The 26,308-nt window shown below is 41.7% G+C and carries 27 protein-coding genes and 1 pseudogene; 13 read left to right on the top strand and 15 right to left on the bottom strand.

Annotated features, from left to right (window positions below):
• Nucleotides 1-3 precede the first annotated feature (3 nt).
• Nucleotides 4-1,011, top strand: a complete 1,008-nt coding sequence (locus tag JC606_RS14370) for a phage portal protein (protein WP_198778842.1) — start codon at nucleotides 4-6, stop codon at nucleotides 1,009-1,011.
• Nucleotides 1,012-1,616: 605 nt separating this feature from the next.
• On the opposite strand, the gene JC606_RS14375 is transcribed toward JC606_RS14370, so the two are convergent.
• Together JC606_RS14375 and JC606_RS14380 are read right to left on the bottom strand one after the other, a co-directional pair.
• The gene (locus JC606_RS14375; RefSeq protein ID WP_198778817.1) at nucleotides 1,617-1,910 is read right to left on the bottom strand and encodes a hypothetical protein; all 294 of its coding nucleotides are present in this window, start codon (nucleotides 1,908-1,910) and stop codon (nucleotides 1,617-1,619) included.
• 1 nt (nucleotide 1,911) lies between these two features.
• Nucleotides 1,912-2,247 (bottom strand): hypothetical protein, encoded by a 336-nt coding sequence (locus JC606_RS14380; protein WP_198778818.1) that lies wholly within the window; start codon nucleotides 2,245-2,247, stop codon nucleotides 1,912-1,914.
• Between the two features lie 486 nt (nucleotides 2,248-2,733).
• Here JC606_RS14380 and JC606_RS14385 point away from each other — a divergent pair, with 486 nt between their 5' ends.
• Nucleotides 2,734-2,985 (top strand): ogr/Delta-like zinc finger family protein, encoded by a 252-nt coding sequence (locus JC606_RS14385; protein ID WP_017633068.1) that lies wholly within the window; start codon nucleotides 2,734-2,736, stop codon nucleotides 2,983-2,985.
• On the opposite strand, the gene JC606_RS14390 is transcribed toward JC606_RS14385, so the two are convergent.
• The 9 genes from JC606_RS14390 to JC606_RS14430 all read right to left on the bottom strand — a co-directional run bounded on the left by JC606_RS14390 (nucleotide 2,980) and on the right by JC606_RS14430 (nucleotide 8,414).
• A complete protein-coding gene (locus JC606_RS14390) occupies nucleotides 2,980-3,198 on the bottom strand; it encodes a hypothetical protein (RefSeq protein ID WP_063523336.1) in 219 nt (72 codons plus the stop codon). The two genes, JC606_RS14385 and JC606_RS14390, sit on opposite strands and share 6 nt — an antisense overlap.
• A 183-nt stretch (nucleotides 3,199-3,381) precedes the next feature.
• Nucleotides 3,382-6,081 (bottom strand): replication endonuclease, encoded by a 2,700-nt coding sequence (locus tag JC606_RS14395; RefSeq protein WP_198778819.1) that lies wholly within the window; start codon nucleotides 6,079-6,081, stop codon nucleotides 3,382-3,384.
• Nucleotides 6,081-6,266: a hypothetical protein gene (locus tag JC606_RS14400; RefSeq protein ID WP_198778820.1), complete on the bottom strand. Its 186-nt coding sequence runs from the start codon at nucleotides 6,264-6,266 to the stop codon at nucleotides 6,081-6,083. Before JC606_RS14400 ends, JC606_RS14395 begins: the two co-directional genes overlap by 1 nt.
• On the bottom strand, nucleotides 6,263-6,490 hold the full coding sequence (locus JC606_RS14405; protein WP_198778843.1) for a hypothetical protein: 228 nt from the start codon (nucleotides 6,488-6,490) through the stop codon (nucleotides 6,263-6,265). The genes JC606_RS14400 and JC606_RS14405 overlap by 4 nt, the downstream gene beginning before the upstream one ends.
• Nucleotides 6,490-6,729, bottom strand: coding sequence for a hypothetical protein (locus JC606_RS14410; protein WP_198778821.1), 240 nt, complete (start codon nucleotides 6,727-6,729; stop codon nucleotides 6,490-6,492). The genes JC606_RS14405 and JC606_RS14410 overlap by 1 nt, the downstream gene beginning before the upstream one ends.
• Entirely contained in the window at nucleotides 6,726-7,136 is a 411-nt protein-coding gene (locus JC606_RS14415; RefSeq protein ID WP_198778822.1) for a hypothetical protein, read from the bottom strand. The genes JC606_RS14410 and JC606_RS14415 overlap by 4 nt, the downstream gene beginning before the upstream one ends.
• A gap of 109 nt (nucleotides 7,137-7,245) precedes the next feature.
• Nucleotides 7,246-7,539 carry a hypothetical protein gene (locus JC606_RS14420; protein ID WP_198778823.1) on the bottom strand — a complete coding sequence of 98 codons (294 nt, stop codon included), beginning with the start codon at nucleotides 7,537-7,539 and terminating at the stop codon, nucleotides 7,246-7,248.
• A gap of 11 nt (nucleotides 7,540-7,550) precedes the next feature.
• Nucleotides 7,551-8,093, bottom strand: a complete 543-nt coding sequence (locus tag JC606_RS14425; protein ID WP_198778824.1) for a phage regulatory CII family protein — start codon at nucleotides 8,091-8,093, stop codon at nucleotides 7,551-7,553.
• A 108-nt stretch (nucleotides 8,094-8,201) separates the two neighbouring features.
• The gene (locus JC606_RS14430; protein ID WP_198778825.1) at nucleotides 8,202-8,414 is read right to left on the bottom strand and encodes a hypothetical protein; all 213 of its coding nucleotides are present in this window, start codon (nucleotides 8,412-8,414) and stop codon (nucleotides 8,202-8,204) included.
• Nucleotides 8,415-8,564: 150 nt separating this feature from the next.
• Here JC606_RS14430 and JC606_RS14435 point away from each other — a divergent pair, with 150 nt between their 5' ends.
• The 4 genes from JC606_RS14435 (at nucleotide 8,565) to JC606_RS14450 (ending at nucleotide 13,293) form a co-directional block, all read left to right on the top strand.
• Nucleotides 8,565-9,227 carry a phage repressor protein CI gene (locus JC606_RS14435; RefSeq protein WP_198778826.1) on the top strand — a complete coding sequence of 221 codons (663 nt, stop codon included), beginning with the start codon at nucleotides 8,565-8,567 and terminating at the stop codon, nucleotides 9,225-9,227.
• 736 nt (nucleotides 9,228-9,963) lie between these two features.
• The gene (locus JC606_RS14440) at nucleotides 9,964-11,031 is read left to right on the top strand and encodes an ABC-three component system protein (RefSeq protein ID WP_198778827.1); all 1,068 of its coding nucleotides are present in this window, start codon (nucleotides 9,964-9,966) and stop codon (nucleotides 11,029-11,031) included.
• A complete protein-coding gene (locus JC606_RS14445; protein ID WP_198778828.1) occupies nucleotides 11,028-11,474 on the top strand; it encodes an ABC-three component system middle component 2 in 447 nt (148 codons plus the stop codon). Before JC606_RS14440 ends, JC606_RS14445 begins: the two co-directional genes overlap by 4 nt.
• Nucleotides 11,464-13,293: an AAA family ATPase gene (locus JC606_RS14450; RefSeq protein ID WP_198778829.1), complete on the top strand. Its 1,830-nt coding sequence runs from the start codon at nucleotides 11,464-11,466 to the stop codon at nucleotides 13,291-13,293. Before JC606_RS14445 ends, JC606_RS14450 begins: the two co-directional genes overlap by 11 nt.
• A 349-nt stretch (nucleotides 13,294-13,642) precedes the next feature.
• On the opposite strand, the gene JC606_RS14455 is transcribed toward JC606_RS14450, so the two are convergent.
• Entirely contained in the window at nucleotides 13,643-14,617 is a 975-nt protein-coding gene (locus JC606_RS14455) for a hypothetical protein (RefSeq protein ID WP_198778830.1), read from the bottom strand.
• A 320-nt stretch (nucleotides 14,618-14,937) separates the two neighbouring features.
• Between JC606_RS14455 and JC606_RS14460 the strand changes: the two genes are divergently transcribed.
• Nucleotides 14,938-15,966 (top strand): phage integrase, encoded by a 1,029-nt coding sequence (locus tag JC606_RS14460; RefSeq protein ID WP_198778831.1) that lies wholly within the window; start codon nucleotides 14,938-14,940, stop codon nucleotides 15,964-15,966.
• 122 nt (nucleotides 15,967-16,088) lie between these two features.
• On the opposite strand, the pseudogene JC606_RS14465 reads toward JC606_RS14460, so the two are convergent.
• Both JC606_RS14465 and JC606_RS14470 read right to left on the bottom strand, forming a co-directional pair.
• Nucleotides 16,089-16,181, bottom strand: a pseudogene (locus JC606_RS14465) (AraC family transcriptional regulator); the annotation flags it as partial.
• A gap of 34 nt (nucleotides 16,182-16,215) precedes the next feature.
• A complete protein-coding gene (locus JC606_RS14470; protein ID WP_198778832.1) occupies nucleotides 16,216-16,749 on the bottom strand; it encodes a YbhB/YbcL family Raf kinase inhibitor-like protein in 534 nt (177 codons plus the stop codon).
• 275 nt (nucleotides 16,750-17,024) lie between these two features.
• Between JC606_RS14470 and JC606_RS14475 the strand changes: the two genes are divergently transcribed.
• From JC606_RS14475 to JC606_RS14490, 4 genes are all read left to right on the top strand, one after another.
• Nucleotides 17,025-18,434: an ATP-binding protein gene (locus tag JC606_RS14475; RefSeq protein ID WP_198778844.1), complete on the top strand. Its 1,410-nt coding sequence runs from the start codon at nucleotides 17,025-17,027 to the stop codon at nucleotides 18,432-18,434.
• A complete protein-coding gene (locus JC606_RS14480) occupies nucleotides 18,412-19,062 on the top strand; it encodes a response regulator transcription factor (protein WP_198778833.1) in 651 nt (216 codons plus the stop codon). The genes JC606_RS14475 and JC606_RS14480 overlap by 23 nt, the downstream gene beginning before the upstream one ends.
• The gene (locus tag JC606_RS14485; protein WP_137408215.1) at nucleotides 19,059-19,877 is read left to right on the top strand and encodes a DUF2861 family protein; all 819 of its coding nucleotides are present in this window, start codon (nucleotides 19,059-19,061) and stop codon (nucleotides 19,875-19,877) included. Before JC606_RS14480 ends, JC606_RS14485 begins: the two co-directional genes overlap by 4 nt.
• A 118-nt stretch (nucleotides 19,878-19,995) precedes the next feature.
• The gene (locus JC606_RS14490) at nucleotides 19,996-22,308 is read left to right on the top strand and encodes a glycoside hydrolase (protein WP_198778834.1); all 2,313 of its coding nucleotides are present in this window, start codon (nucleotides 19,996-19,998) and stop codon (nucleotides 22,306-22,308) included.
• 84 nt (nucleotides 22,309-22,392) lie between these two features.
• Here the strand turns inward: JC606_RS14490 and JC606_RS14495 are convergent, their stop codons facing one another.
• Nucleotides 22,393-23,295, bottom strand: a complete 903-nt coding sequence (locus JC606_RS14495; RefSeq protein WP_198778835.1) for a LysR family transcriptional regulator — start codon at nucleotides 23,293-23,295, stop codon at nucleotides 22,393-22,395.
• Between the two features lie 127 nt (nucleotides 23,296-23,422).
• On the opposite strand from JC606_RS14495, the gene JC606_RS14500 reads away from it, so the two are divergent.
• The gene (locus JC606_RS14500; RefSeq protein WP_198778836.1) at nucleotides 23,423-24,487 is read left to right on the top strand and encodes an HlyD family secretion protein; all 1,065 of its coding nucleotides are present in this window, start codon (nucleotides 23,423-23,425) and stop codon (nucleotides 24,485-24,487) included.
• Nucleotides 24,488-24,490: 3 nt separating this feature from the next.
• Nucleotides 24,491-26,041, top strand: coding sequence for a DHA2 family efflux MFS transporter permease subunit (locus JC606_RS14505; protein WP_198778837.1), 1,551 nt, complete (start codon nucleotides 24,491-24,493; stop codon nucleotides 26,039-26,041).
• Nucleotides 26,042-26,308: the final 267 nt, after the last annotated feature.

Consider the following 26,308-nt stretch of genomic DNA (forward strand, 5'->3'; position numbering starts at 1 on the left):
TCTATGACTGAACAGAAAACAGAAACAATCACAAATGATGAAAGCTTGATGTTTAGCTTTGGTGAGCCTGAGATCATGAATCGTGATTTTACCAACTACGATTACAGCGAGCTGTATTACAACGACGATGGCGACTATTGGGAGCCGCCACTTGATAGAATGGGCTTAAACAAACTCACGCGAGCCAACGCCTATCACGGCTCTATCTTAATGGCTCGCCGTAATATGATTTCAGGTCGTTACATCCAAGGTGGAATGCAGAAGCAACAAATGCAATCGGCCGTGCATGACTTCTTAGAGTTTGGTGACACTGCCCTGCTTAAGCTGCGTAACTATTTAGGAAAAGTCGTAGGCCTTTGGCCAATCCCCACTATGTATTTACGAAAACGTAAGAATGGTAATTTTGCTTTCTTAGAGCGTGGCGACAAACAGAAGAGTTACAAGAAAGAAGACATCATTTTCATCAAGCAATACGACCCCGTCCAGCAGGTTTACGGTGGGCCCGATTATCTGGGGTGTGTCCAATCCGCACTACTTAGCCAGGACTCCACCACCTTTCGCCGCCGGTACTATAAGAACGGTTTGCACATGGGTTTTATCTTCTACGCCACCGACCCAAATCTGAGCAAAGAAGATGAAGACGACCTAAAAGAAAAGATGGCTTCTAGCCGTGGCGTGGGTAACTTCCGCTCGATGTTTATCAATATCCCGAACGGCAATGAGCGAGGCATACAGCTCATACCCGTTGGCGATATCGCCACCAAAGATGAATACGAAAAAATTAAGAACGTCACTGCTCAAGAAGTGATAACAGGTCACCGCTTCCCTGTAGAACTGGCCGCCATCATTCCAAATGGTGGGACCCGTGGTGATCCCATTAAATTCGATTACGTCTACTGCAAGAATGAAGTCATTCCGGCTTGTGAGATGTTCATGGATGCCGTTAATGGTGATCCGGAAGTGCCGGAAAGTCTGCATTTAACCTTTAACCTGGACAACATTGCCACGTAGACACAGTGACATTTTTTGCAATTTTGTTTTTCGTTGCAATTCACGCTCAGCCCTTGTCTCACAAGGGCAGAGGCGATACGAAACTGATCATCGAAAAAACACAAATGATCATCAAAAACTTGACCTAAAATACAGAAATCAATACATTTCAATCACTTAAAAACACAAAACAGATCAACACTGATCGTCAAAATTTCAATTTATTGCAATTTTTTGCACTCTTCGCAATTTTGTTAGGCGCCCTGTAAGCCATTCTCAGCCCTTCAATTATCCCCCATCCCCCGTTATTCCTAAAGGGCTCGCGGCTTATTAGCTTTCTATTACGGTCGCAGAATTTCGCTGAAATAGAATTGCGAAAAAATTAGATCAAAAACGTCGCAGGTGGGGAGGAGGAGTGCATTTTCCGTGGGTTAGGTGAGCTTTAGGTCGAGCTTAGTGACAGGCGTAAAAAAGCCACCGTAATCGGTGGCTATAAGGTACAAAGCACACTCACTAGTTATTTAGCTCAACGATAGAACGTCAAACTAGATCGAAAGTATCTTTTGGAAAACCAGGACAAACTAGATTCGACAGTAGCTTTTCTACCATCCTTTTTTATGTCGTTTTTACTTACAGTAAGTTGACTCAGCTGAAAATTCAACGGTATGGCCGACAATATATCGATTAGCAATATAACTATTCACTTGCCTTGTACACCACTGTACAGCATCACCTCTGCTTTCATAACCGTTACCACCTGCATTCCAACATTGTTTTAGGTCATGATCACGATCACTAGCTAGTAGGGCAGAAGAGCTCGTTATTTTACACGATGAATAAGTAGATTTAGATGAACCATCATCATTACTACCACATGCAGACAAAGAAAAGATAGCCGTTAAAATAAATAGACTTCTCATATTATTCTCCTTGCGTATATTGGTTGTAAAATGATTCAGTGAACACTACACGAGATGAGCAAGGTATCTCAAAGAATTCGTGGTCATTGTTCTTAATTTGAAGCTCAAGGTTGCTGTAACCTAAACACTCAAACTGAACACCAGATACAGGGGGTAAATTGACAGTTTCACCATAAAGGTCAATCTCAATTTTTTCATGCGAAAGATTATGGATTGATAACGTCGATAGCTCGGTTTTATAAACTTCGACATTTTCTACTGGTGAGTGATATTCATTTGCAACTACTGCTGAAGATAACAGCCCTAAAATTAAGACTGATTTACTACTGATTTTCATTATAAGTCCTGTTGAAAGTGAGACTAAAGGTGCAAACCTAGTAGATACTAACTACCCCGCCGTTCGCTATTATATAGTTGGTGTAACCATGAGCCCCAAATTACGGGTGTTAAATTTCTCAACGTTATAGGGGTAGGTCAACTTTGTTAAAGCAAATCAAGTTAGGAAGTAATCAAGGTTAATGGCACACTCTTTCTTGTAAGTGCTAAAAGTTATTTAACAGAAAGCCACCTTCCATTCATAAAGAAAATGATTCTCATTATAATTTTAACGAATGTGAATATATCTTATTTTCATTCCCATTTGTATGTCTGCGGCAAATATGAACACTTACACACTTCACAAAAGTGCACATAACTTATATTCAATAAAAGTCGAAAATTTGGAATAGACACACTTTGCACCCTCAAAAATGGTAGAACTGTATAAATCCTCACCATAATTTAGTACCATGAGCTTATCATTTCGATAGGTTCATGGTGTCATATGAGAGTAATTTGCCAGGAGTGTGGTGAGAAAGCCCGCATACAAAAATCCAACCGAATTTCAGCGAGTTATAGTGATTTGTACTGCAGTTGTAGTGACCCCGAATGCGGCCACACATTTGTAATGAATCTAAGCTTTAGCCGCACTCTTAGTCCGTCTGCTAAGACGACTTCTCAGATAGCTTTTAACCTAGTCAAAGCCCTACCGCCAGAGCAGCGGCAAGAGCTTCAAAATCAGCTTTCAATGCTATAACGAAAACTTCGGTGTCTCTGCCTCTGCGGCCATCCTAATTATCGATTGGATGGCCTTTATTTTATCTGCGTCTAACTCGCCTTTATTGTCGGCGATCAAAAGCCCCATTAAGTACACACCAACTTGCGCACTATCAGCACGGGCTTCACTCATGGAAATACCGTCAATAATGACGTCAAGCGAGCGCTGAAACAGCATTTTCTTGTAAGGCATATCTACTCTCCTAGCAATGACACTCAGAATATTACTGTATATACATACAGTGGTAAACATGTGTTTTTAGTTATTGATTCACGTATTTGATAATTTGGTTTGGTTAGAGCCTTCATAAAGCCGCATTTTTAATGGCTTCCTCACCAATTTTCCTACCCCAATACAACATGATGAATCTAGCGTTCACACTAAAGGCCAATCGTCAGACTCAATGATTTCTAGGTACTCACTCCACGATTTATTTGGACGTTTACTTACAGTGATGTCAGGTAGATTTGGCTGTTGGTATTCGTAGTCTTTGTCTTCTCCAGTCAAAGGTTCTGGCGGTTTAACCTTAACTTCTGTTAGCCAGGACAAATCTGGTTTGGGTTGGTGCTCTTCAACAAGCTGGGCTGGACGCAACGTTCCGCATGGCAAATGCTCCGCAGGGCGGATTCTTATACTCGTTTCATCATCAATTCGAATTGAGCTGCCTTGTTGCAGCGCGATTAAGGCTGAACTATCAATATTTGGCGGTAAACCACCACCTAGAGAGTAAGGTTCTAATAATCGTTTAAGCTGATCGCTGACCTGTACTTTCTGCGATTGCGTACAGTTATTGACAGAACTCCGAGAGGAATCAGAGATTCCAGAAAGAGCAAGATCAAAAGCCCCCGCTTCAGCCTCATCGCTCTTTTCAGTTTTTGTTACTATCTGCCAAGTCTTAAGACGAGTCTTAACCACCTCACCTGCAGCAATAAAACCCTCAATCTTTCGAACGTCTTCGCCATGCGGGGAAGCAAATGGCAGCACCTCATAAGAGTTCGTGATCAATAAATCCTCACGCTTAACGAACGGGCCACCCTGCCCCATGATGTAGCCTTGCCAGTTGCCATGGTCGGCCGCTTTCATTGTTCCTGCGACATTCGCTTGGTCAGTATCAGCCCTCGCCTCATAGTTATCAGCAATCACAGACACTAACTCTGCATTAGTCATGACATGGACCGGTTTAAACGGACCAACTAAACGGTACATAGACATAAGGTAAATAGAAGCCAGGTCTTCACGTTCTTGCTTGAAAACGTATTCCATAAAGGCTTTCTTATTTTGGCTAGCTAGACGGCGCAGTTCACGATAAGTAGTAACCGGCGCCCCACCAAAGAATTGAAATTGACGAATACCCCAACGGCTCTTCCAGGCGTTGACGTTTTTTGCCATAGCTTGCACAGATTGCCCCGTCTCTTTCGAGACCTCTTCACCCATAGCATAGCCATCAATATTTTTAGAAATATACTTAGCGATGTAGCCTGTTGCTGTGCCTTTTTCTGGGTCGATGTACCCAAAGTCACAACGAGGCTGATAATTGAATGGGCCTTGAATAGATTGCTTATTCACTGCTCGCTTTTCGTTGCGATCGAAGAACGGGTAAAGCTCTTCTTTGTCTTCATCAACCGCATAGCGGATAAAGACGTCACGCACCTTGGACACATGCTCAGGCTTAACCCAGATGAGCAAATGCCAGTGCGGAGTACCATCATGATGTGGCTCAGCAACGCGAATACCAAACCAACGAATCTCATCACGGCCTAATTTGGCACGAATGCGCTGCCAAACCTTATTCAAATAGGTTTGTGCTTCACGTGGGCTCGCTCCGTTCCAATGTGGAATGAAGCCGCCTTTCTTATAGCTATTATGATATTTCGATGGTGTTGTCAGCGTTAAGAACAAACCTTGTAGGCCAAGTTCGTTGCCAATATCTTCACAGCCACGACAACGAACCATTAACTCATGACGACGAATAGCAGGGTTCGACATACTCTTTAAGACCATGTCCTCCATTTCAACTTCTTCGCCTGTCGTTTCTTCTTGAAGTAAGTGACCTTGAATAAAATCCCAGCTCTTCTTTTGCTGAACTTGATGCTCTTGAATGCAGTCCCATGAAGCATAAGGTGATGCTTTTGCCGACACTTGCCCCATCGCGATGGCTAAGTGCTCACGCATAATCTTACGAATGCGCTTTAAACGTCTAAACCACCACTTTTCACAGCTCAACTTAGAGATAAACGACATGATGTTTTCAGGCGTAATCTTCTTGTCTTCGCTTGGTGTTTTGAACCCAAAGCTTCGCACCAAAGAAACGCACTGCTTGTAAACCATTAATGCGGCGATGTTCTCACCGTTCTCGGTTTCACATTCAATTGATTGAGTTATTATCGTTTGGTATCGAATCAAAATAGACACAATTCTAAATGCCATATCTCGTAGTTCATCTTCAACCAGCTCAGCAATGATTTTGGATCGTACAGGCTTACAGCTTTTTTCGAGTTGCTCGAAGTCGAAAGTGGCTTGCTGATTCGAATCTTCAAAGTTCTTTTGCTTAGGGCAGCTCTCATCGTCGACAGCATCACTCAACAAAGCAACCTTAGAAGTAGTAGGAAGTTGTTTGTATTGTTCTAACACCAACAGAACGCGTTTATGTGCGGGTACCATTTTTTCACGAATAAAAGTGTTCGCGGCAAAGCGCCCTTGCTTCTTAAATATCGAAACATAGCGATTTGCGAAATACTTAGTGAGGTAATGTGGAAGGTCAGAAAAGTGTTCAGATAGCCATTCTCCATCGGCAGGGTTTACTTCATATAGCTTACGTTCAACAACTGAAAGGTTTTCAGGCTCACGCTCGAGTGCAGGACGAGTAGACAAAACCATATCACTCGCGATTGGCGTCACCGCTTGATCACCGCCTACCCACTCAAGGAAGGCTTCACGAGAGCGCTCTTGTTGTTGCTCATTAAACTCAATGCTGCTTGTATCTACATCCTGATACCATGCAATTAAGCGCTCGCCAGAAGTTTGAACCTTCTTTGGTGAGCGCTTATTTTTCTTAGAGGCATAGGATGATGCCATCAGCCTTCATCCAAAAAGTCTGCGGGGTTACGAGTGATCTTCAACTGAACTTGAATTGACTCATCAACACAAAGCAAAGTGCCTAGCAGTACTTCATTATCTGGATGCTCACCTTCGAGCATTTCGACTAATAAAGTCTCTATGTAATCAGGGGCTTCGGCCGCGATTTTTTGTGCTTCGCTCATATCGCTGTTAGCTCCTGGTTAGTCACCACCAAAAACCCACTCTTACCCTCTCCTTTCGAGATCACCCCTTTGTGTAAGTGTGAACATTCAAGTGTTAGGCAGGCTTGGCTGACCGCGTCATCCATCGAATCAAAATCGCCAACCTGAACATTGGCGACTTCTTGTGTGTCTTCGTGACGGACAACGCCACCACTTGGGCATAAGAGAACGGCTGAATACTCCATCATTCATCCCCTTTCATTGCTTTTAAGTAGTTCTTTGCTTCATTAGAGAAAAAACGAGAATCTTGAATTTGTCTTTCTAAATCAGCCGTTGTTAAACCTGCAGCACGAGTGCTTTCAATACCCGCTTCCATACAATCTGCCGCCTCAACCAAACGGTCCATTAGGTGCTCAAGAAGAATGAGGGCTTCTTTTGGCACTGGTGCAATGTAATGACTATCTTTTCTGTCTACTGAACTCATGCTCTTTCCCCCACGGCTTCTAAACAAAACTGCTCAAACTGATACAACCCCTCATCATCAAAATGACCGAGGTCGCGTAAGCTCAACATTTCGAGGAAAAGGTGGCGGTTACTCATATCTAAGTTCGCCCAGTGATGCAGCTGTGAAACTTGCTCGATCGAGCCATTGCGATACCAGCTAGGAAATGAATACCCAAAGAACACACGAGCACGGTCGCCTTTCATCGCTTGTTTAATGTCAGCCAATACCTCTTCTTGTGGGCGATGAATCGCAATTGGCTCTTGCTTCTTTGCGATAGCGTCAAGTTGGATCAGAACTCGGTGTTGTTGCTCTTCATTGCTCGAGTTCATGCGCTCAATGATTTGCTCAAGTGACTGGTTAAATAAATGTGTTTCAATACTACCCATCATCAATTCCTCAAATTTTGGATGTAAAAAACCCTCCCCCTTTAAATCAAAGAGGGATAAGGGCTGCAGGCAAAATGCCTAGTGGCTAGGTTGGTTTGGGATTACTGCGTTATGACCAGCGTGAGAGTACATGCTGCGCGCTGGCATCAATGCGGTTGATTTCACGTGAAAGGCGCATTTGTTCAGCGCGACAATCAGTCTTTGAATACAGAGCTTGTAACTCTGCACGCTTTGAGCGAAGCGGCTTTAACTGGCGTTCGCCAAGTTCTTGTCTAGTACGCTGTAAAAAAGTTAGGCCACGTTCCTTCTGCTCTTTATTCAAAGACCAACAAGGTAAATCAGGGCATGGGTTTTCTAATGGTGGTACATCTACGATTGAAGGTTCTACTGTTGCAACTGACATACAAAATTCCTCTAACTTAAGCCGGGGATTGGTGCACCGTTAGCGATAAAGTCGACACCCATACTTAAAAATGGGGTTACGCCCGTAGTGCGGTTTTCAAGGTCGGTGATTAAATGGACAAGGTTTGAAATACTGTTTTGTGCCGTTTTAATCAGCTTCTGCTTATGAGTTCGGGTGAGTCGTCTTGTGCCGCCGAGGTCTATTGCCTGTTGGGCCAAGTCACCTGAGTAAACAGAATTAGCGAGCGCTCTTGCCGCTAATGTTTGCTCTTCATTTCCTTCCTTATTGAACCCTACTGTCACAACGCCAAGGTCAAGTAAAAGACTGTTAATCAAAGTGTGGTTACCACTTACTTTGGTGATCAACAAAAGCTCTACTGGGCTAAGTACGTGAGGTTGCTCTGGATTTAATTTATTGCGCAACATGGTTGGACTCATACCCACTTCGTTGGCAATGATCGTCATATTCTCAGAAGCTCTAAACGCATGACACACTTCATCAAATGCCTTTTGTTTGCGCTCACGTAATACGCACATAGCGACATGTTCATCCATAATTAACAATCTCTGTAAGAAAGGGATAGACAAATGACAACGTCATCAATACATAAAACGTCAGAAGGTGAAGTATTTGAGCCGTTGTCCAGAAGGAAGAACACAGGTTTAGCCAAGCAACTCTTTAGCTTCACGAGCTGCTAGCTCATGCATGGCAACCATATTTACAAACGCTCTTCCCTTAGATCGATCTTTTTTCTTAACAACGATTTTTCCTTGTGCAACATAGTCTTTGATGGTGCCAACGGGTAAACCAGAGACACGAGAGTATTCTTCGTAAGTCACGAATGGGGCGAGTATGACTGGGCTGAATGTCGACATAATGCTATCCTTCTCGTTAGTTCAAACACATACAGGTTCATTTTGCTTTGGTCGGCGGGTGAACCTGAGTACGAGATAATAATAGATCGCCACGTGAGCACTTGTAAATGCCCACTTGACGATTTTTAGGATAAATAGGGTATTTATTTGATGTCACGCGATACCATCCCACCATTCGACTACCTGAAAGGTTCTGATTTTACACATAATCTCAAGGACTTAACTGGCTGCAAAGACTTCATGGAATTATCTAAGCTCGTGGGCGTTCCTAAGTCAACTTTCAGCACTTGGAATACTCATGAACGGACTTCACATGAGCTAATGGTTCGTTTGAGCATTTCTCTTGGTATACCCCTAGAAAATTTAGCCCTTAAAGAATCAGATCGTCAAACGAATAGTTTCAGAGTGAGGAATGAAATTAACGTATCAGAAACTTCTCCTCTATTAACATCAGATACTTCGAACCCGCAACATGGTACTGTGATTTTAAAAAGCGCCTGTTTGTCTGATGGAAGGTTAATTGATACTGGTGAAGTCCCTTACGCTTTACGACGCATGAACAAATACGGTTTAGATAACTCTTCAGTTGTTGAAATAGAAACAAACGAGGCTCTGTACCTCGTAAATCAAGATATCAAGAGCGCTGTCTCTGGAAAGTATTTAGTAGATATCGACGGGCATTTGTCTATCAATCACGTCCAGCGGTTACCAGGTAAAAAACTAGCTGTCGCATTCGGTGACACTACGATGGAAGTGGCGGAAGAGGATATCAAAATTGTCGGACGAGTCGCAGTAGTACTAGAAACAATATAAAGTTAATGCTTTGTATGAGACATCACTCGAATCAAGGCATGCAGTGGATTTCATTCGTGCGGATCATGCATGTGGAGAAAGGTGCGAGTAAAACTTTTGATGGCTAATTGAGGAGAAGTGAGCCTCTCGACTTACTTCCTCTCATAAAACCGAAGCGTCAGTCCAACACGACAAATGGAAGTAGAATAACTTACGTTGGCTTCAATCAACTATTTGATATCAAAGCTAATGTGGCCTGCCTCTCTTCGCTAGTAACAGATCCGTTTCCAACTTTACTGTCATTACTAACGTATTTATTGAGGTTCTTTCTTTAATTGAAAGTCCATCCACCCCAAGAATCTGTTTACTATATAACGAAAACCTTGGTTCATGCCTTAGTTAAATTGTAAATTCTGTGCCTTCTGCTGACCTCTTACCAATCTATGGCTAGCGTCACTTCTAGCCAAATCTCGCTGACAATTAATCAGGCCTCCTAATTTAAGATGTCACCCTTTCCCAAAGCTATACCTGTGTAAGGTCGTATGAAACCCTCTATTCATAACACTTGTCGTGCAAACCACCGCAAAGTGACCAAGACGTGCATTTACGTTAGTGAATCCATTGGGTTGGTATGGTAGTAACAGAGGTACTAAGTTTTATCTCCTTTAATTAGTATATGCAACCGTATACTATGTGATAGTATACTAAAAAATAAGTTACTAATTAAACTGATAAATTTTTAAAATGAGGTTTGGTTGTGGAAGTCCACGAAGTTGAAATAAAGGATGTTGATTTAAGCGATCTCCAGTTGACCGCAGTAAACTTTCAAACCGGCACCCCTGTCTCACCACTCGATCGCATGAGAATTATGGATGACGGAACTTGGGAAGATTTCACTTTAGAATTAGTGAGTCACTGGAAAACAGAATATGACAAGGTTCTTCGTTGTGGTGGCGGAGGAGATTTAGGTCGTGACGTAATAGCTTATAGCGGTGATGAATGGGAAAACTTCCAGTGTAAGCACTATGGAAGAAAACTAAGCGTTGCAGACGCAATACTAGAAATCGGTAAAGTTCTTTTTTATAGCCATCGAGGTGACTATTCGTGGCCAAAGAAATTCTATTTTGTTTCTCCAGAAGGTAACAGCAATGACTTAATGAAAATGTTGCGATCTCCGGAAAATATTAAGAAAGAATTACTGGAAAGATGGGATAAAACCTGTAGTAAAAAGATCACAAAAACACAAGAAGTGCCATTAGAGGGTGATTTTAGGGACTATGTAATTAAAGCAAATTTTAAAATCTTTGATGACATTCCCCCTATGCTTTTGTTGCAGTTGCACTCCAAGACACGATTTTATGATTTTAGGTTTGGGCACACAACTAGAGAGAGACCTAGAGCTCCTAGAGCTCCGGCGACTGTTGAAGCCCATGAAAGACTTTACTTAGACGAATTACTTAACGCGTTTTCTGATGTATCTGGTAAACAAGTTAACCTATCAAATGTGGCAGATGATTTTGAGCATAGTTCAGAGTTAAGGAGCGCCAGAAATAACTATTTTTCGGCTGATGCTTTAGACAAGTTTTCGCGAGATTGGTTACCAGATGGATTTGAAGATCTTAAAGAAGAGTGTTACGAAGCTATATCGCCAACATTTAGGCAGACTCATAATAATGGCTACGAAAAATACTTAAAGACGTCAGAGGCTGCCGTTAATATTAGCTATACGTCTCATCCATTAGTTCACTATATAAAAACTCAAGATAAAAAAGGATTGTGTCATCACTTGGTAAACGAACAAATGATTCGATGGGTAAAAAGATGAAAAGTGCCACAATGATATATAACACGCCGATTGAAGTAGGCACTAGAATAGCAATGATATTAAATTGTCTGGAAGGAAATAGTTTAGACCTAGATAGTTTGGCGTTTCTGGACTTTGTGCTTATATATTCGGAAGAATTTGAAGGTCCGAATAACTTACATCCAACTGTTCCGAATTACTTGGCTGAACTTCCACATAAAAGAGCAACGCTACACAAATCACTAGACTTATTTACTAGTCGAGGACTAATCGATAAAGTATACAACAACAATGGCATAACATATCAAGCTAACAAACTAACTCATGAGTTTGTTTCTTGTTTAAAATCAGACTATTACAGATTGGCTTGGTCGAACTTAATTTGGATAGAAGATAATTTTGTTGAATTGAAGCTTAAGTATAACAGAAACATTAACCTCGTTAGGGGCAGCGATGAATATTAATAAAATTGAACTATTGGGCGTAGATAAACCAACTGCATTCTTAGATTTTTCGAAAGGTCTTAACGTAATCGTAGGACCCTCCAATACAGGTAAGTCATATGTAATCCAGTGTTTAAAGTATGCTTTAGGTGCAAAGAATAAACCTAAAAATATAAAACAATCCAAGGGATATACAGATGTAAAGCTAACACTCGAAAATCAAGGTCATTTAACTATAATAACTCGTAATCTAACAGATGGAAAAAAAGTTATTATTGAAGAAATTGACAAAGAAGGAATAAGCACAACAGAAGAATTAAAAATTCAACATGCAAAGGGTTTTAGCAATCTATCCAACTATATGTTAAAAAAGTTTGAGCTTAACGACAAGTTGTTACTCAAAGGTAAAGAAAAATTAACGAAATCATCTATGAGCTTGCGAGTTTTAGAGCAAGTTTTAATCATGGATGAAGCAAGGATAGTTGGTGAGCATTCTCCCCTTGGTAGTGGGGACAAAGGTGATAATACACTTGAAGCTTCTTTTTTGAGAACGTTACTGACAAACTTAGATGATAAAGAAATAGAAACACTGATTCCAAAAATTAAAGAGTTCAAAGAAAACAGTGCGAAAATTAATGAATTACAAGGGATAGTAGATTCTGTTTACTCGTATGAAACGGATGTTTTGATAAGCCAAAAAGATGAGTTATCACAAGGACTCGTGAGCTTAGAAAAAAAGTACTCCCTAATAAATGACATGGTTACAAGTCATTTTACTTCGAGCAAAACACTAATTGAATTAAGAGAAAAAGTTTTAAAGGATATTGACCTCGTATCAAGCCAGATTAGGGAAGATAAGGTCCTTAAATCTCGTTTTGAACTCTTAGCTAAAAAATATTCATCTGATAAAGATAGGTTGATTGCAATTAGTGAATCTACAGCGCAATTTCAAAACTATAGTTACATATCATGTCCGACATGTGAGCAAAGTATATCTGAAGACAAAGAGATTGACACAGAGAAAATGCTGTCAGTGTTAGATAGTACATTCGCTGAGATTAATAAAATCGACTCTAAAATAGAAGAGCTAAAAAGTGCAGTTTTAGATCTCGAAGATAATATAATAAGTAACGAAGAAAACCTAAAAGAGTTGAATATTGAAATAGAGAGTATCGACAGTAAAACAAAAAATTGCATTTCAAAATTTGATATTTCCGATTTCAATAAAACACATTTAGAAATTATCGAAAATCAAAGGGAGCTATATAGTGTTGAACATAAGATTAACGAGAAATCTAGAATTACTGATCAGATACAATCGCTAACACTCAAAAATAAAGATTTAGATGTTAAGTACTCTCAGCCTGAGTATTCCGATGACCAAATCGCATTCTCAAAAATAGTCGAGACCATCCTCAACCGTTGGGGTTTTCCTGACTACAAACCTACTACATACGATAAAGCTACACGAGACTTGGTTATTGGTGGCAGCCCAAGAATGGATTTTGGTAAAGGTTACCGTGCGTTAAGCTGTTCTGCTTATATCATTGGGTTGATGGAAATCATGGCGGAACGTCATCCGCAATTTGTAGTATTGGACTCTCCGATAACAACATTTAAAGAAGCTGACAGGGAAGCAGGCGATGAAATAAGCCCTGAAGATGAGGTATCTGAAGATGTCATTTTCTCGTTTTATAGTGACCTATGTGATTCATATTTAGATAAGCAAATAATTGTCTTTGAGAATAAAGAACCAGATACCTCATTGATCAAAAATATGAAATATACAAAATTTACAAGAAATAAGAATTATGGGCGTTATGGTTTTTTTCAAGTTTGATTATCAAGAGAAACCAAGAGTTAATTGCTAAATGCTAAAACTCCGTTGAACTTCCCTTCCCCCGAGGTAGACAGTTGAAATCAATACAAGGCACCAACATTAGTTAATACTTCAAGAGTCTAAAAGTTCTTTAAGAGTGCTACTTTGGAACATGCCTTGGGTTACATACGTGCTAGCGGTGAACATGCTGGCACGCCTTCTTGAAATGATTAACCTCAGCTCCCTCATCAGAATCAGTTCCGTATGCTCTTCCACTCTCTATAGTCAAGTACATAATGCACATATAAAGATATAAAGCCTTCTTCAAAACTCTTTCTTTAGCAATGACTGCTCACACATTATCTTACTGTTATAAGTACTTTATTTCACGAAATCCTGAGTAAACATACCTTTGAGAGAAATACACACTACTTCGATTAAATCCACGAAGTGCATCAAAGTCGTCAAAATCATGGTGAAAACGCTTATATTCTTTAAACTCAGTTAGCAGATCTTTGTCATTTATTTGTAGATTTTTAAATTTAGTTAAAATATCAAAAATAGTTATAAATTTTAGAATAAAAAATGAATTTGAACTTAAATTGAAAGAAATTAATGTGTAATTACCCATGGAATTGTCAATATATCCCCTATCTGAGAGTAATACACAAGGTTCAGAATAATTCTTTATATCAAATGTCACTAAAAGATCATCTGAATTTAATAAGCGATCAATAAATGACTCTAAATAATTTTTTGAATACTTATATGGCATACTTACACAGAAAAAGATTTTAGCTAGCCAAGACTTGTATTCATCAGGTGTCACTCCATAAATTTTCGAAAGATGCTTTATTGAACCGATATCACAAGATAATATCTTCTCATAAAAATAATTATGACGAGAAGCACGTGGACAAGAGTTATCCAAAGAAGAGAAAAACTTGTTTATGAATCTAATATTGTATGGGTTGCGTATAATATTTACAAATTTACAAACCGTCAACTCTTTGATATCAAGTTCAACATTACTTCTTACATTATAGATCTGCGTGACACATTTTGTTAGTAATTCGACTTTTAATTCGTATTTTTCAAAAAACTCTTCAAAGTTATACCTATTCTTCCCTTCGATATAAAAGGTAAACGTATCTAACTCGGCCAATGTTTTTTCACAGGAAATACCACGTTCGTTGGTCGAGAATGTCTGCAATTCTTTTTTATTTAGAATTTCATGTCGATAAATCTTCCTTTTTTTTCTACCTGATTCTGGGTTTTTTGAGTTTAATTTCTGCTCTACAACAGAGTAATAATGTTGATTCTTTTTATTGTTAAGCTTAAACAATCCTGAAATCCTTGTATTTACAACGCAATTAAATATTTTCTCCGATTATATAACAAATAATAACGTTAATTAGATTTCCTCTCAACGAAAAGCTCACATTACTTAGCAATGCGAATACTCACTTAATGTTTTTCGAAGGTTTCCTTATACAGTAGAACCTAAGTAATACGGAGTTCAACGTATTCATGTGACTGTAGTCTTATCAATTAACAAAGACTTTGACGACGAAAACAAGTGTTTCCTAACGTCAAATTTAAACATTGCTATTCACTCTAGTGTCCATTAGCCTGTATATAAACACAGTTTAATAAGGCTTGATTATGTCTGTTAGAAATCTGAAAGACGGCTCGAAGAAACCATGGATATGCGAATGCTATCCCAGCGGGCGAGATGGAAAGCGTATAAGAAAGCGTTTTGCCACCAAAGGAGAAGCGACAGCATTTGAACACTTCACGATGAGTGAGGTGAACGACAAGCCGTGGTTAGCTAATAAGGTCGACAACCGCAGGTTGAAAGACTTACTTGATACCTGGTGGGAGGTTCACGGCCATACGGTGAAAACAGGTCAGAACTCATATAATCTTATGGCTAAAACGATCGCCATGCTCAATAACCCAGTAGCACATCTATTCACAAAAAAAGACTATTTGGCCTATCGCGCCAATCGTGTGAGCTACCATCGTAACCACCCAAATGTAGCTATCTCATCATCTACTCAAAACATCGAACTAAAAACCTTACGTTCAATGTTTAATCGACTGATCAAGTATGATTTATGGAAATTACCGAACCCTTTAGCGGATATTGAACTCGTCAAAATTGCAGAGAGAGAACTTAGCTACTTAACAAAAGAGCAAATACATAACGTTCTTAGTGCTTTAGCTGCTGATGACAGCCTTCCAGCAAAACAGATTCATGTTGTCGCTAAAATCTGTTTGGCTACTGGATGCCGTATAGGAGAGGCTCTTTCACTCAAACATTCTCAAATAACAAAATACAAGCTGACCTTCACTGAAACGAAAGGTAAAAAGAATCGATCCGTCCCTATTTCCCCTACTCTGTATGAAGAGATCTTAAGGAACTCAGTAAGTAGTCACGCCATATTCAATGTCAATTACAAAAAGGCTTGGATGTGTGTTAAACGAGCATTACCAAACCATGTACCCGCAGGACAAGCCACTCATGTTTTTCGACATACCTTTGCTAGCCACTTTATGATGAATGGTGGCGATATTTTGGTGTTACAGCGTATTTTGGGTCACCAGAAGATAGAGCAAACTATGACTTATTCGCACTTCGCACCAGAGCACTTAATACAAGCCGTTGAACTAAATCCACTAGAAAATTAGTGGCGACAAAGTGGCGGCAAATCTCGGTTATAGTCTGATTTAGTCGGCTTTTCTCGTCTTTTCATGCTTCCCAAAAAACAGGCAAAACCAACAAAATCAGACACTTATAAAAATTTAACATCAATATCGATAAAACTAGGGGATAGAATCCTCACATTACGCAGCTTTTGTAACTGCTCAGCTCGAAACACTGTCACTTGATATTGATGATTCATCTCATCCCCTTATTTGTTTTTTGTCTATAGCAAATTAACGAGTGTAAGTTGCTGTTAACCTTGCTTTGTCTAGCGCCATGCTATTCAGCGTAAAGCCCACGACTGCTGACGGTGTATTCTCATCGAGGTTTAACTTATCAGTTGATAGCGCCCAAACCGTAAATTGATAACGATGCATGCCGTCTTTCTCAGGAGGGCAAGCGCCACCAAAACCAACCGTTCCGTAATCGATGCGCCCTTCCTTACCACCCAACTTCGTAATGTCCGCTGCGCGAGGTAATTCATTCACGGTTGCTGGAATATCAAATGCAACCCAATGCCAAAAACCACTTTCGGTTGGTGCGTCTGGGTCATAAACCGTGATTGCAAAACTTTTGGTGCCTGCCGGTGCGTCTTTCCACATTAGTTGAGGTGATAAGTTCTCACCATCACACCCCCAACTAGAGTATTCAAACGTCTTAGCCATTGGGTGACCTTCTTGAATATCGTTACTGGTTAATTCAAATGCGTGAACTGAGCTTGCAGCCAAGATGCTCGATGCCAATACTGATTTGATCATTGTTCTCATGATGATTCCTCTTGTTAGGTTTAAATCCAGTATATTCAGTTCCACCCTTTAATAAGTAACAGTAAGTACACAATTATCTAATCAAATTCAAATAAATGATACTTTCTGCACTTTAGAATCATTATTTGAAGAAATCATCGATTGATGATGTATCGCTAATTTCGCGACTCGAGGTCACAAATTGATAAAGTGGGGACACTTGTTGACATTCAGGTTACAAATCTCGAGCAAAATTCTTTAGACTCGCGCTAATGACTTTTAATGAGAATAACTGGATGCGCAGGCTGACATTAGCCCTTTGTTTGATCTTTTGGCTCCCTACGCTAGCCAACGCCCAAAGCTTGCAAGATAAATGGCAGTCCCTGTACCAATTGAGTTGGCAGGCGTCTCCGATCTTTGTTTCTCAGCAAGAGTTATCTCATTACCCAAAGGCTCTGCTTCAAGACAACAGCCGTTACCCAAATTTCAAAAAATTCACATGGCAAGATATTGCTTTATTGGCTGAGATTCAGCAGACCTGCCAAGCAATTGAGCCTTCTAACCTGGCTTTAAATGATGCCATAGAGTTCGAGCTTGCTTTGTGTCGACAGCAAACGTTGGACTCTATCTGGTTTGCCGCACACTCAAAACGACATCCCGCTGGTGGCAGCTTTGCTGACCGTTATGTGGCGCATTACCCAGAGACAAGCGAACAGATTCACCCGTTTTTAACGATTACCAACCCACTGCACCCGCTGTACACCAAACTACAACCCTTAACAGCAGAAGGAAGGGAAGCGCTGCTTGATGGATACCGAGCCTGGCAACAAGGTGATGTACTTTGGTTAAGTGGTGAGCAAGGTTGGAAAGTGGTCCCGCATGATGTTTGGAAGCCAATTGCGAAGGAACAAGGCATAACCTTCTCTGAAGAAAGCTGTTCGTTTCGATACAGTAATCTCTGCCTGAGTGAAACGAACAACGACACTTTTTTCATGAAAGTGATGATCTTCTCTTTGCTAGTTGTTCTATTTTCAATATTAGCAAGGTCACTATTTCTAAGAACAAAACAGCGTAAAGAGAGACAGTTTGTGTTGCAGCTCCTGACTCATGAACTTCGCACACCAATTACCAGCCTTGGGTTAACCGTCGAAATGTTCAGAAATCGTTACGACGAGTTCCCTGATGCCACTCAAGATGCAGTTTGGCGTTTGATATCTGACTATCAGAGGCTATCTCAACTTACTGAAAACAGTAAGGTTTACTTGAGTACAGAAAACGCTGAACCTTTATTGAAGCAAAACGCTTCTCTCGAAGAGTGGCTTGAACATGTATGCGAAAAGCACAACATCGACTATCAATGTGATTCCGGCGAAGTAGAGCTTAACCTGCCCTATTACTGGCTGACCATTTGCTTAGATAACTTGATCAAGAACGCTAAGCAACACGGCAAAGGTAATGTGTTAGTGACCGTTACCCTTGCTGACAAGTTAAGAATTGAGGTCCAAGATCAAGGACATTTCCCTTCATTCTTAGAACGAACCTTGTCCCGAGTCACTCCAAATGATGCGTATAGACACGATAACATGGGTATTGGACTCACCATTGTTGAACACTTGATGAAACAGGCGAATGGACGCCTCATTATTCTCCGTAATCCAACCCGATGTATTTTGGAAATAGCTTATGAACACCCTACTGCTGATTGAAGATGACCCACTACTTGGACAAGGCCTAGTCAGCTTCTTTGAGTCCAATGGTTATCAATGCCTTTGGGCACAAGAAGCTACGCATGCCAATAAGCTTTGGTTACGAGCCGACCTCGTGGTGCTTGATAGGCAACTTGAGGACGGCGACAGCTTACAACACCTGCCAAACTGGTTACTTCTTAAAGCACTACCCGTGATCGTATTAACCGCGAAAGTAGAAGTTCAACAGCGTGTAGAAGGCTTAATGGCTGGCGCCAAAGATTATGTGACCAAGCCTTTTTCAAATGAAGAATTACTGGCGCGGGTCATCACTCAGTTGCGTCCACTGGGTGTCAGTCATCTAAATTACGCCAATATCAAAATCAACTTATCGGAAAGAACCGCCTATCTCGATCAAGCCCCAGTAGCACTTAAACCGAAAGAGTTTCAGCTATTGGTCCTGTTTGTCCAGAGCCAAGGGCGAGTGTTCCACCGAGACGAGCTGCTTAACAAAGTTTGGGGATACCAAGCCTTTCCGAGTACTCGAACTGTAGATAACCACATACTGCGTTTGCGCCAAAAGTTGCCAACACTCCAACTAGAGACACATCGTGGCGTTGGCTACCGTTTAGTTGGGGATTCGAAATGAAAGTAACATCGTTAACCGCTTTGCTGTGTGCGTTACCGTTTGCGAGTCATGCGACTTGGTTTACAGAGACACCTTTACAACGATCTTATCAATCGCTACTTAATGAGCAACCGCAGCTTGCATGGCAAGAGCTACAGATCGCACTCAATCAAGAATCGCTTGATAGTCAGCTTTGGCTGCCCGTAAAACAAGAAATACTCACTAGAACTCAATGTGGAAGAACACTTAAACAAAGCGACGGACCTGCCCACCACATCCAAGTGAGTTTTATTAAACGTTACGGTCTTTCGTCACAAGGCTATCAGATTAAGATCTCAGCCGAGCCACGCAGCAGTGACCTAAATAAAAAAGCACAGCCAGTCACACTCATCGCTCCTGATGGTCTTACGATGATTGAAGGACAGCTCAACTCGGGCGTCGACTATCAAGAAATCGAAACCAATGAGATGTTCATCAAACCAGAATCTGGTGTTTATCAATTAACCGTTGGGACGAACAACTACCCACTTGTAGTCGCTTTAGATGACAGCAATCGCTGGTTAGCACTGGAGAATAAGCTTGAGAACGCACACGTTGTGGTCACGCCGCCAGAGGTTATCGATAACTGCCCTAGCACCCATGTAAGTTGGCAATGGTTTGATGAAAACTACAACATGTTAGGTTTCAAAGTTCCGATCAAAGCAAAACACGTCGCTGTTCCTACAGAAAGCCCATCAGTAGGTAAAGCTAGCCACTTGAGTGCCTCTGTAGAAAAGTTTGAATACCAAGGCGCGATTGAAATCCAATATGTTCAGCGTGTTGCGGTGCCCTTCTGAAGGCCAACCACAACAAGATACTGATGGTTGTTTGAATTAGAAATAGAGACATATAGGTGACAAAACACTAACGCATCTCAGATGTAATAACCGTACTTACTCTTTACGGAATATCGATATGCTTAGTATCCACCACAAATTTAATGCTACATCTTGTGCCATTTTGGCCGTATTCGCCGCTTGTGCTTTTTCAACACATGCTCAAGAGAACGATTTAATACTTGCCGACCACACCGCCAACGACACCGTTTCGATATCACCAGAAACGCTCATGATAGATTGGAATGACCTAAGCATTAACAGTGCTTCGCTAACCGTTAACCGTATCCCTCAAACAGTGGCCGAGATAACCAAGGATTCAACCAGTGCCGCTTGGACGTTAATGCCAAGCCGTATCGCAGTAACCGCAGAGTTAAATCAAGGTGAACTTGACCTCCAATTCACTCTACCTTCCGATATCAAGGTAAAGCGCAATCAACCAATAGAACTAGCGTGGTTCAACCTTGCGGAACAAGAAACACAAACACTGCTTCTGCCCTTTAGTGAAGGTATGCGCGTGCCTACCAACAATAAGCGATGGGCGAATTATCTCGCCAATAACCACTCTGGAAGCAACACCACTCAAGACCTAAAGATGCCGTTTTGGACCACACAACAGAATGGTCAATTCATCAGCTACCAATTGATCAACCCAACCAATAACCAACTGTTTTTTAATGATGTAACGTCTGAATCGGACTGTAAAAACAAGTCCCTTATCGATATGAGCGCATCGCATCAGTTCACCGCGCTAAATCAGTCACAACCTTTTGCTGTACGTATCACGCTTGGCGATTCAATGCTCGATGGTGCCAAGCAATACCGCGACTGGCGCATCGCCAATGGGTTGTCAGAATCACTAGCCTCAAAGCAAGCGCGTAATCCAGACATTAGCAAGCTGGTTGGTGCAAGTCATGTCTACCTGTTTGGTAAAGATCCTTTGAGTATCCAAGATGTAACAGACTGGTGGGGACTAAAAGAGTGGTACTTTGAACGCTCTAAGCTCAACATATCTAATCAAGCTAAGCGTGAGCTATCCACTTTGTCTAAGGGTAAGGACTGGTTGAGCCAATACCACAAACAGTTGCTGTTGGATTCTATTAGCCAATCTCTACAAAGCTTTTATGCCATCGCATCCCCGACACTCACTGATAACACGATTGAGGCGCAATACATCGCGGCGCAAAGTCGAAAAAACTGGTTGTCTGAACACACGTCGTCATTTCTTAACTCACCAGATACTTGGGGGCAAGCCTTATCATCCGGCATGGTCGATAATCTAAACAACGCAGGATTAAACAAGCTTTGGTTGGGCTTTGATAACTGGATGCCTGCTTTTTATCAACCAAACGCAGTCGAGTTAGCAAAGCAATCTGGTTATCTGGTGGGGACTTACGACTCCTATAACACTGCAATACCGGCTCAGTTAAATGACAGCTGGTTAACCGCTCAGCTGCCAGATCCAATAAGAAAAACATGCGCGATTGAGCTAGCCGATGGGAGTTTAAAAAAAGGATTTCGTGGTAACGGCTTCTACTTAAATCCCAATTGCCATTTGGACTATGTAAAACAGCGCGCCAAAGACATCATGAACTTTGGTCACTTCAATAGTTTGTTCTTAGATGTCGATGCAACGGCAATGGCCCGTGAGGACTACAGTGACAATACCAGTGAGTCGGAAATGCTTTCTGCCTTTAATAACCGAATGCAGGGGCTGAGCGAACAACCGTCTCCGGTGTTGGGCTCTGAAGACGGCAACAGCTTGACCACCAAGGGCATTGCGTTTGCACACGGCTTGGAAACGGTAGGGTTTGGTTGGACAGATAAAGATATGAAAGAAAACCGCCAGTCTCCCTACTTCCTAGGTCGCTGGTACCCAGATCATAAGCCGGACTTTTTCTTCAAACCAGCAAAGGTTAAAGAGCCCTATAAGTCGCTACTGTTTTCGCCGCAATATCGTGTACCGTTATACCAAACTGTATTCCATGATGAAGTGATTAATACGCACCATTGGCACTCAGACAGTCTCAAGTTTACCAATGTGAAAGCCAGCCGTGACTTAACAGCCATGCTATATAACACGCCCGCGATGGTTCACTTAACCAGAGACGAAGCTCTCAAAAGTACAAGCCCGAGGCTCAAAGCCTTAAAACACTACCAAGATGGGTTTGAGCCGATACACGAACAGTTGTGGGATAAAGCGTTGATTGATTTCTCATGGTTAAATAACCACGGTACCGTCCAACAAACCACGTTCAGTGATGGCAGTAAGATCATCGCCAACTTCTCAGACCAAGTGTTTGATAAAGGCGACATCGATGTGGCTTCGGCTTCCATCAATGCGATATTAAGCAATGGAGAAGTCATAAAGTGGAAAGCCGAACTTAACTAAAGTGATTAATTTAGTCCCTTAGCTGTTAGCAGAAAACCAAGGGGTATAGCTTACCTTAATAAAGCTAAGATTAAGCTAACCAAGCTACTTGCGCTTCTCACTCTGAAACGCTGTGAGTAGATAATCGATAAACACCTTCTTGCGTTTCGGCATTAATTGTCTGTCGGCATACACCAAGCTTACCGAAACTTGTGGCATGTCGTATTCCGGCAGCAGCTTCACCAGTCGACCCGTCTTGAAATGCTCCCGACAGATGAACTCAGGTAACACTGCTAGCCCTAGGCCATCGACACAGGCCGTTAAACACGCGGTAATCGTGTTTACCCTGAGTTGGCTTGGTAGCTGAATCAATTCAGACTCCCCATCACCTAATTGCAATTCCCACTTAGGTAAACGTGCGGCTTTGTTTACCACCTCTATCATGCGAAAAGGAATCTTAAGGTCCTTTGGCGTGTGTATTGGGCCAACTTGTTCTAGATATTTAGGGCTCGCCACTAACACACGTTTAGAGGTTGTTAGGTATCGAGAAACTAAACTTGAATCAACCAGCTCACCAATCTGCGCGTAAAGGTCGATCCCTTCGCCGATGATGTCAACTTCTCGGTTGGTTAGCTCCAAGTTCATCGTCACATTCGGGTATTCAAGCAGAAAGCTATGGATGTATTTAGCAAGCACTTGATGACCCAACTCTACTGGTAGTACTACATTCAATGGACCGCGAATCAGGTCTTGGTTTGCAGTGACTTCTAACTCCGCTTGATTCATGATCTCTTGCATTTGAAGGCTCGAATGATAAAAACGCTCTCCTTCAGGCGTGAGTATCAAACTGCGAGTCGAACGAGTGATCAGTCTCACACCTAAATGCTGTTCTAGCTCCGCTAATTTTCGACTCACTGTTGATTTCGTCATATTCAACACCTCAGCAGCGTACGTAAAACTCCCACAATCAACGACTTGTGTGAAAACAGTCACAGCATTTAAGTCCATAAGACCTCCGAGAACTACAATTAGTAAGGTTTTTGCAACAGTGTTTCCCTTTTTTCCTATCTTATCAATCAATCAGATTCATTTACAATTCGTTACATCCAAATAAAAACAAAATGAGAAAAGAGAAATGGCAGAGAACAACAACGCTTCGCAACCAGTAAGCACAAAAAAACGTAAAAAAGCCCCGCTTATTGCCACTGCGATCATGCTGTCATTGGGTTTAGCTGGTGCTGGATATTGGTACAGTTACGGTCAGTACTTTGAGTCGACCGATAATGCCTACCTACAGGGAGACATTACCAATATCAGCCCTAAGGTATCTGGCTATATCGTTAAGTCCTATGTGACGGACAACCAATCAATTAAGGAAGGCGATCTATTGGTTCAAATCGATGATCGTGACTACCAAGCTGCGCTTGCTCAGACTAACGCTCACCTAGCCGTCGTCCAGTCTGATGTGAAGAACCTCATCGCCCAACAGGCGTTACAACGTAGCAAAATTAGCCAAGCAGAAAGTGGCGTTGACTCGGCCAAAGCAGAGTACGAACGTGCGATTCAACAAGTGCAGCGCTCTCGTACTCTATTAAAACGAAATTATGCTTCGCAAGATGAAGTCGATAGCATGGTCGCTCAACAAAAAGTAGCCCTTGCTGACTTAGAAGAAGCCAAAGCAAACCTGATTGCAAGTCACGACCAATTATCGGTTGTTGCCAGCGAAATAGAACAAGCCAAAGCATCGGTCACTGAAGCCCAAGCACAACAAGAACAGGCACAGCTAAACCTTGAATACACCAAAGTTTATGCGCCAACAGATGGCGTAATTGGTAAGCGAAGTGTTCGTGAAGGCTTATTGATTCAAGCTGGCTCACCGCTCATGAGTTTAGTGCCCAACAATCAAGTATGGATTGAGGCTAACTTCAAAGAAACGCAACTCAGTGGTATTCACAAAGGGCAAACAGTTGAAGTTGAATTGGATGCTTTCCCTGGGCAACCACTTGTAGGCGTTGTCGACAGCTTCTCACCTGCAACTGGCGCGAAGTTCGCACTACTTCCGCCAGAAAACGCAACAGGTAACTTCACCAAGATCGTGCAACGTGTACCAGTAAAAATTACGATTCCAGACCAGAAAGAGCTAAAAGGTCGTCTGCTTCCTGGTTTGTCTGTGGTTGCGACCATCGATAAACGAGGCTAGACCATGAGCAACGATGGCGCTATCACCCCTAAGAATGATGAGAATGAGATATCAACTCGCCATTGGATCGCCCTATTCGGTGGCTTGATTGGTGCGTTTATGGCGATCTTGGATATCCAGATCACCAACTCATCTCTTAAAGACATCCAAGGAGCGCTATCTGCAACCTTGGATGAAAGTTCATGGATATCTACGTCATACCTAGTCGCTGAAATGATCGCGATTCCACTCAGTGGTTGGCTCTCAAAAGCGCTAGGCAAACGTCGCTATCTAACATGGACTACAGCGATCTTCACCGTGTCGTCGTTACTGTGTTCATTCTCTTGGAACATGACCTCGATGATCGTATTCCGTGCGATGCAAGGTTTTAGTGGTGGTGCTTTGATACCACTCGCCTTCTCACTCGTTATTCAACTACTGCCTATCAACAAGCGTGCTATCGGCATGGCTTTGTTTGGTGTTACTGCAACATTTGCTCCATCTATCGGCCCCACGTTTGGTGGCTGGTTAACCGAGAACTTCTCATGGCACTACATTTTCTATATCAACATCCCACCGGCTCTGCTATTAATCACCATGATCCGATATGGCTTGGATGATGAGAAGCTCGACCTCGGCACGCTTAAACAAGCCGATTGGTTTGGCATCGCTACCATGGCTATGGGGCTTGGTTGTTTGGAAGTGGTACTTGAAGAAGGTAACCGTGAAGAGTGGTTCAACTCAAGTTTTATCATTACGTTGAGCATTATTTCTGCGGTGAGTTTGGTTTACTTCGTGATTAACGAGCTCCAACACAAAAAACCATTGGTTAATTTACGGCTCTTGCGTGATGGGCAGTTTGCGATGTCTTGTTTGGCGTACCTGATATTGGGTATGGCACTACTCGGATCTATCTACGTATTGCCGCTGTACCTTACTCAGATTCAGCAATACAACGCGATGGAAATCGGTAAAGTGCTTATGTGGATGGGTTTCCCTCAACTATTAATATTTCCAATCGTGCCTAAGCTAACTCAAGTCATTAAGCCCAAATACTTAGTGACCTTTGGCTTCGCGATGTTTGGTTTCAGTTGTTACGTAAATACCCACATGACCATAGACTTTGGTGGCCAACAGTTGATTTTATCAATGGTACTACGTGCGATTGGTAGCCCGTTCATCATGGTTCCACTTTCTTTAGTGGCAATGAAGAACATCAATAAAATGGATACGCCGGACGCTTCTACGCTAACTAACGTTATGCGTAACTTAGGCGGGGCTTTCAGTATCGCGATTATCGCTACTCTGTTGGACAACAAAACGCGTGAACATCTAGGTCATATTAAAGAGTCATTGCCTTCAGTGAACCAGTTGGGTTGGCAAACACTGAAGGAGCAACAGGCGTTCTTTATTCAATCAGGAAGTGACGCTGCAACAGCGATGTATCAAGCCCAAGCAAGTTTGCTAGGAACCATGCAACGTGACGCGGCAATTATGGCCTACAATGATGTATTTCTTATGATGACCGCATTCTTGGCATTGGCTGCTGTTTTAATTCTTAGTATGCGTGATTAAGGTTGAAGGCTTAAAACGCCGCTTGAATCGTAGATAAATACGATTCTAATTCAACAAAAAAGCAAGACTAATCACTTGCCTCTTGTGAGCAAAAGAGTGTTAACCTTAGAAAGTTAAGGCTGAATCAGTCGCCGCAAAGAAATACTCTCGATTATTTATAAATATTCTTTAATTACCAATAGCTTACTAACCGCATAGATGTGAACTGAGCACCTTGACAATGTGCAACATGATACCTAAATTAAGAATATCATTAGTATAGAGGAA

Source organism: Vibrio sp. IB15 (assembly GCF_016406055.1).
GTDB lineage: Bacteria > Pseudomonadota > Gammaproteobacteria > Enterobacterales > Vibrionaceae > Vibrio > Vibrio chagasii.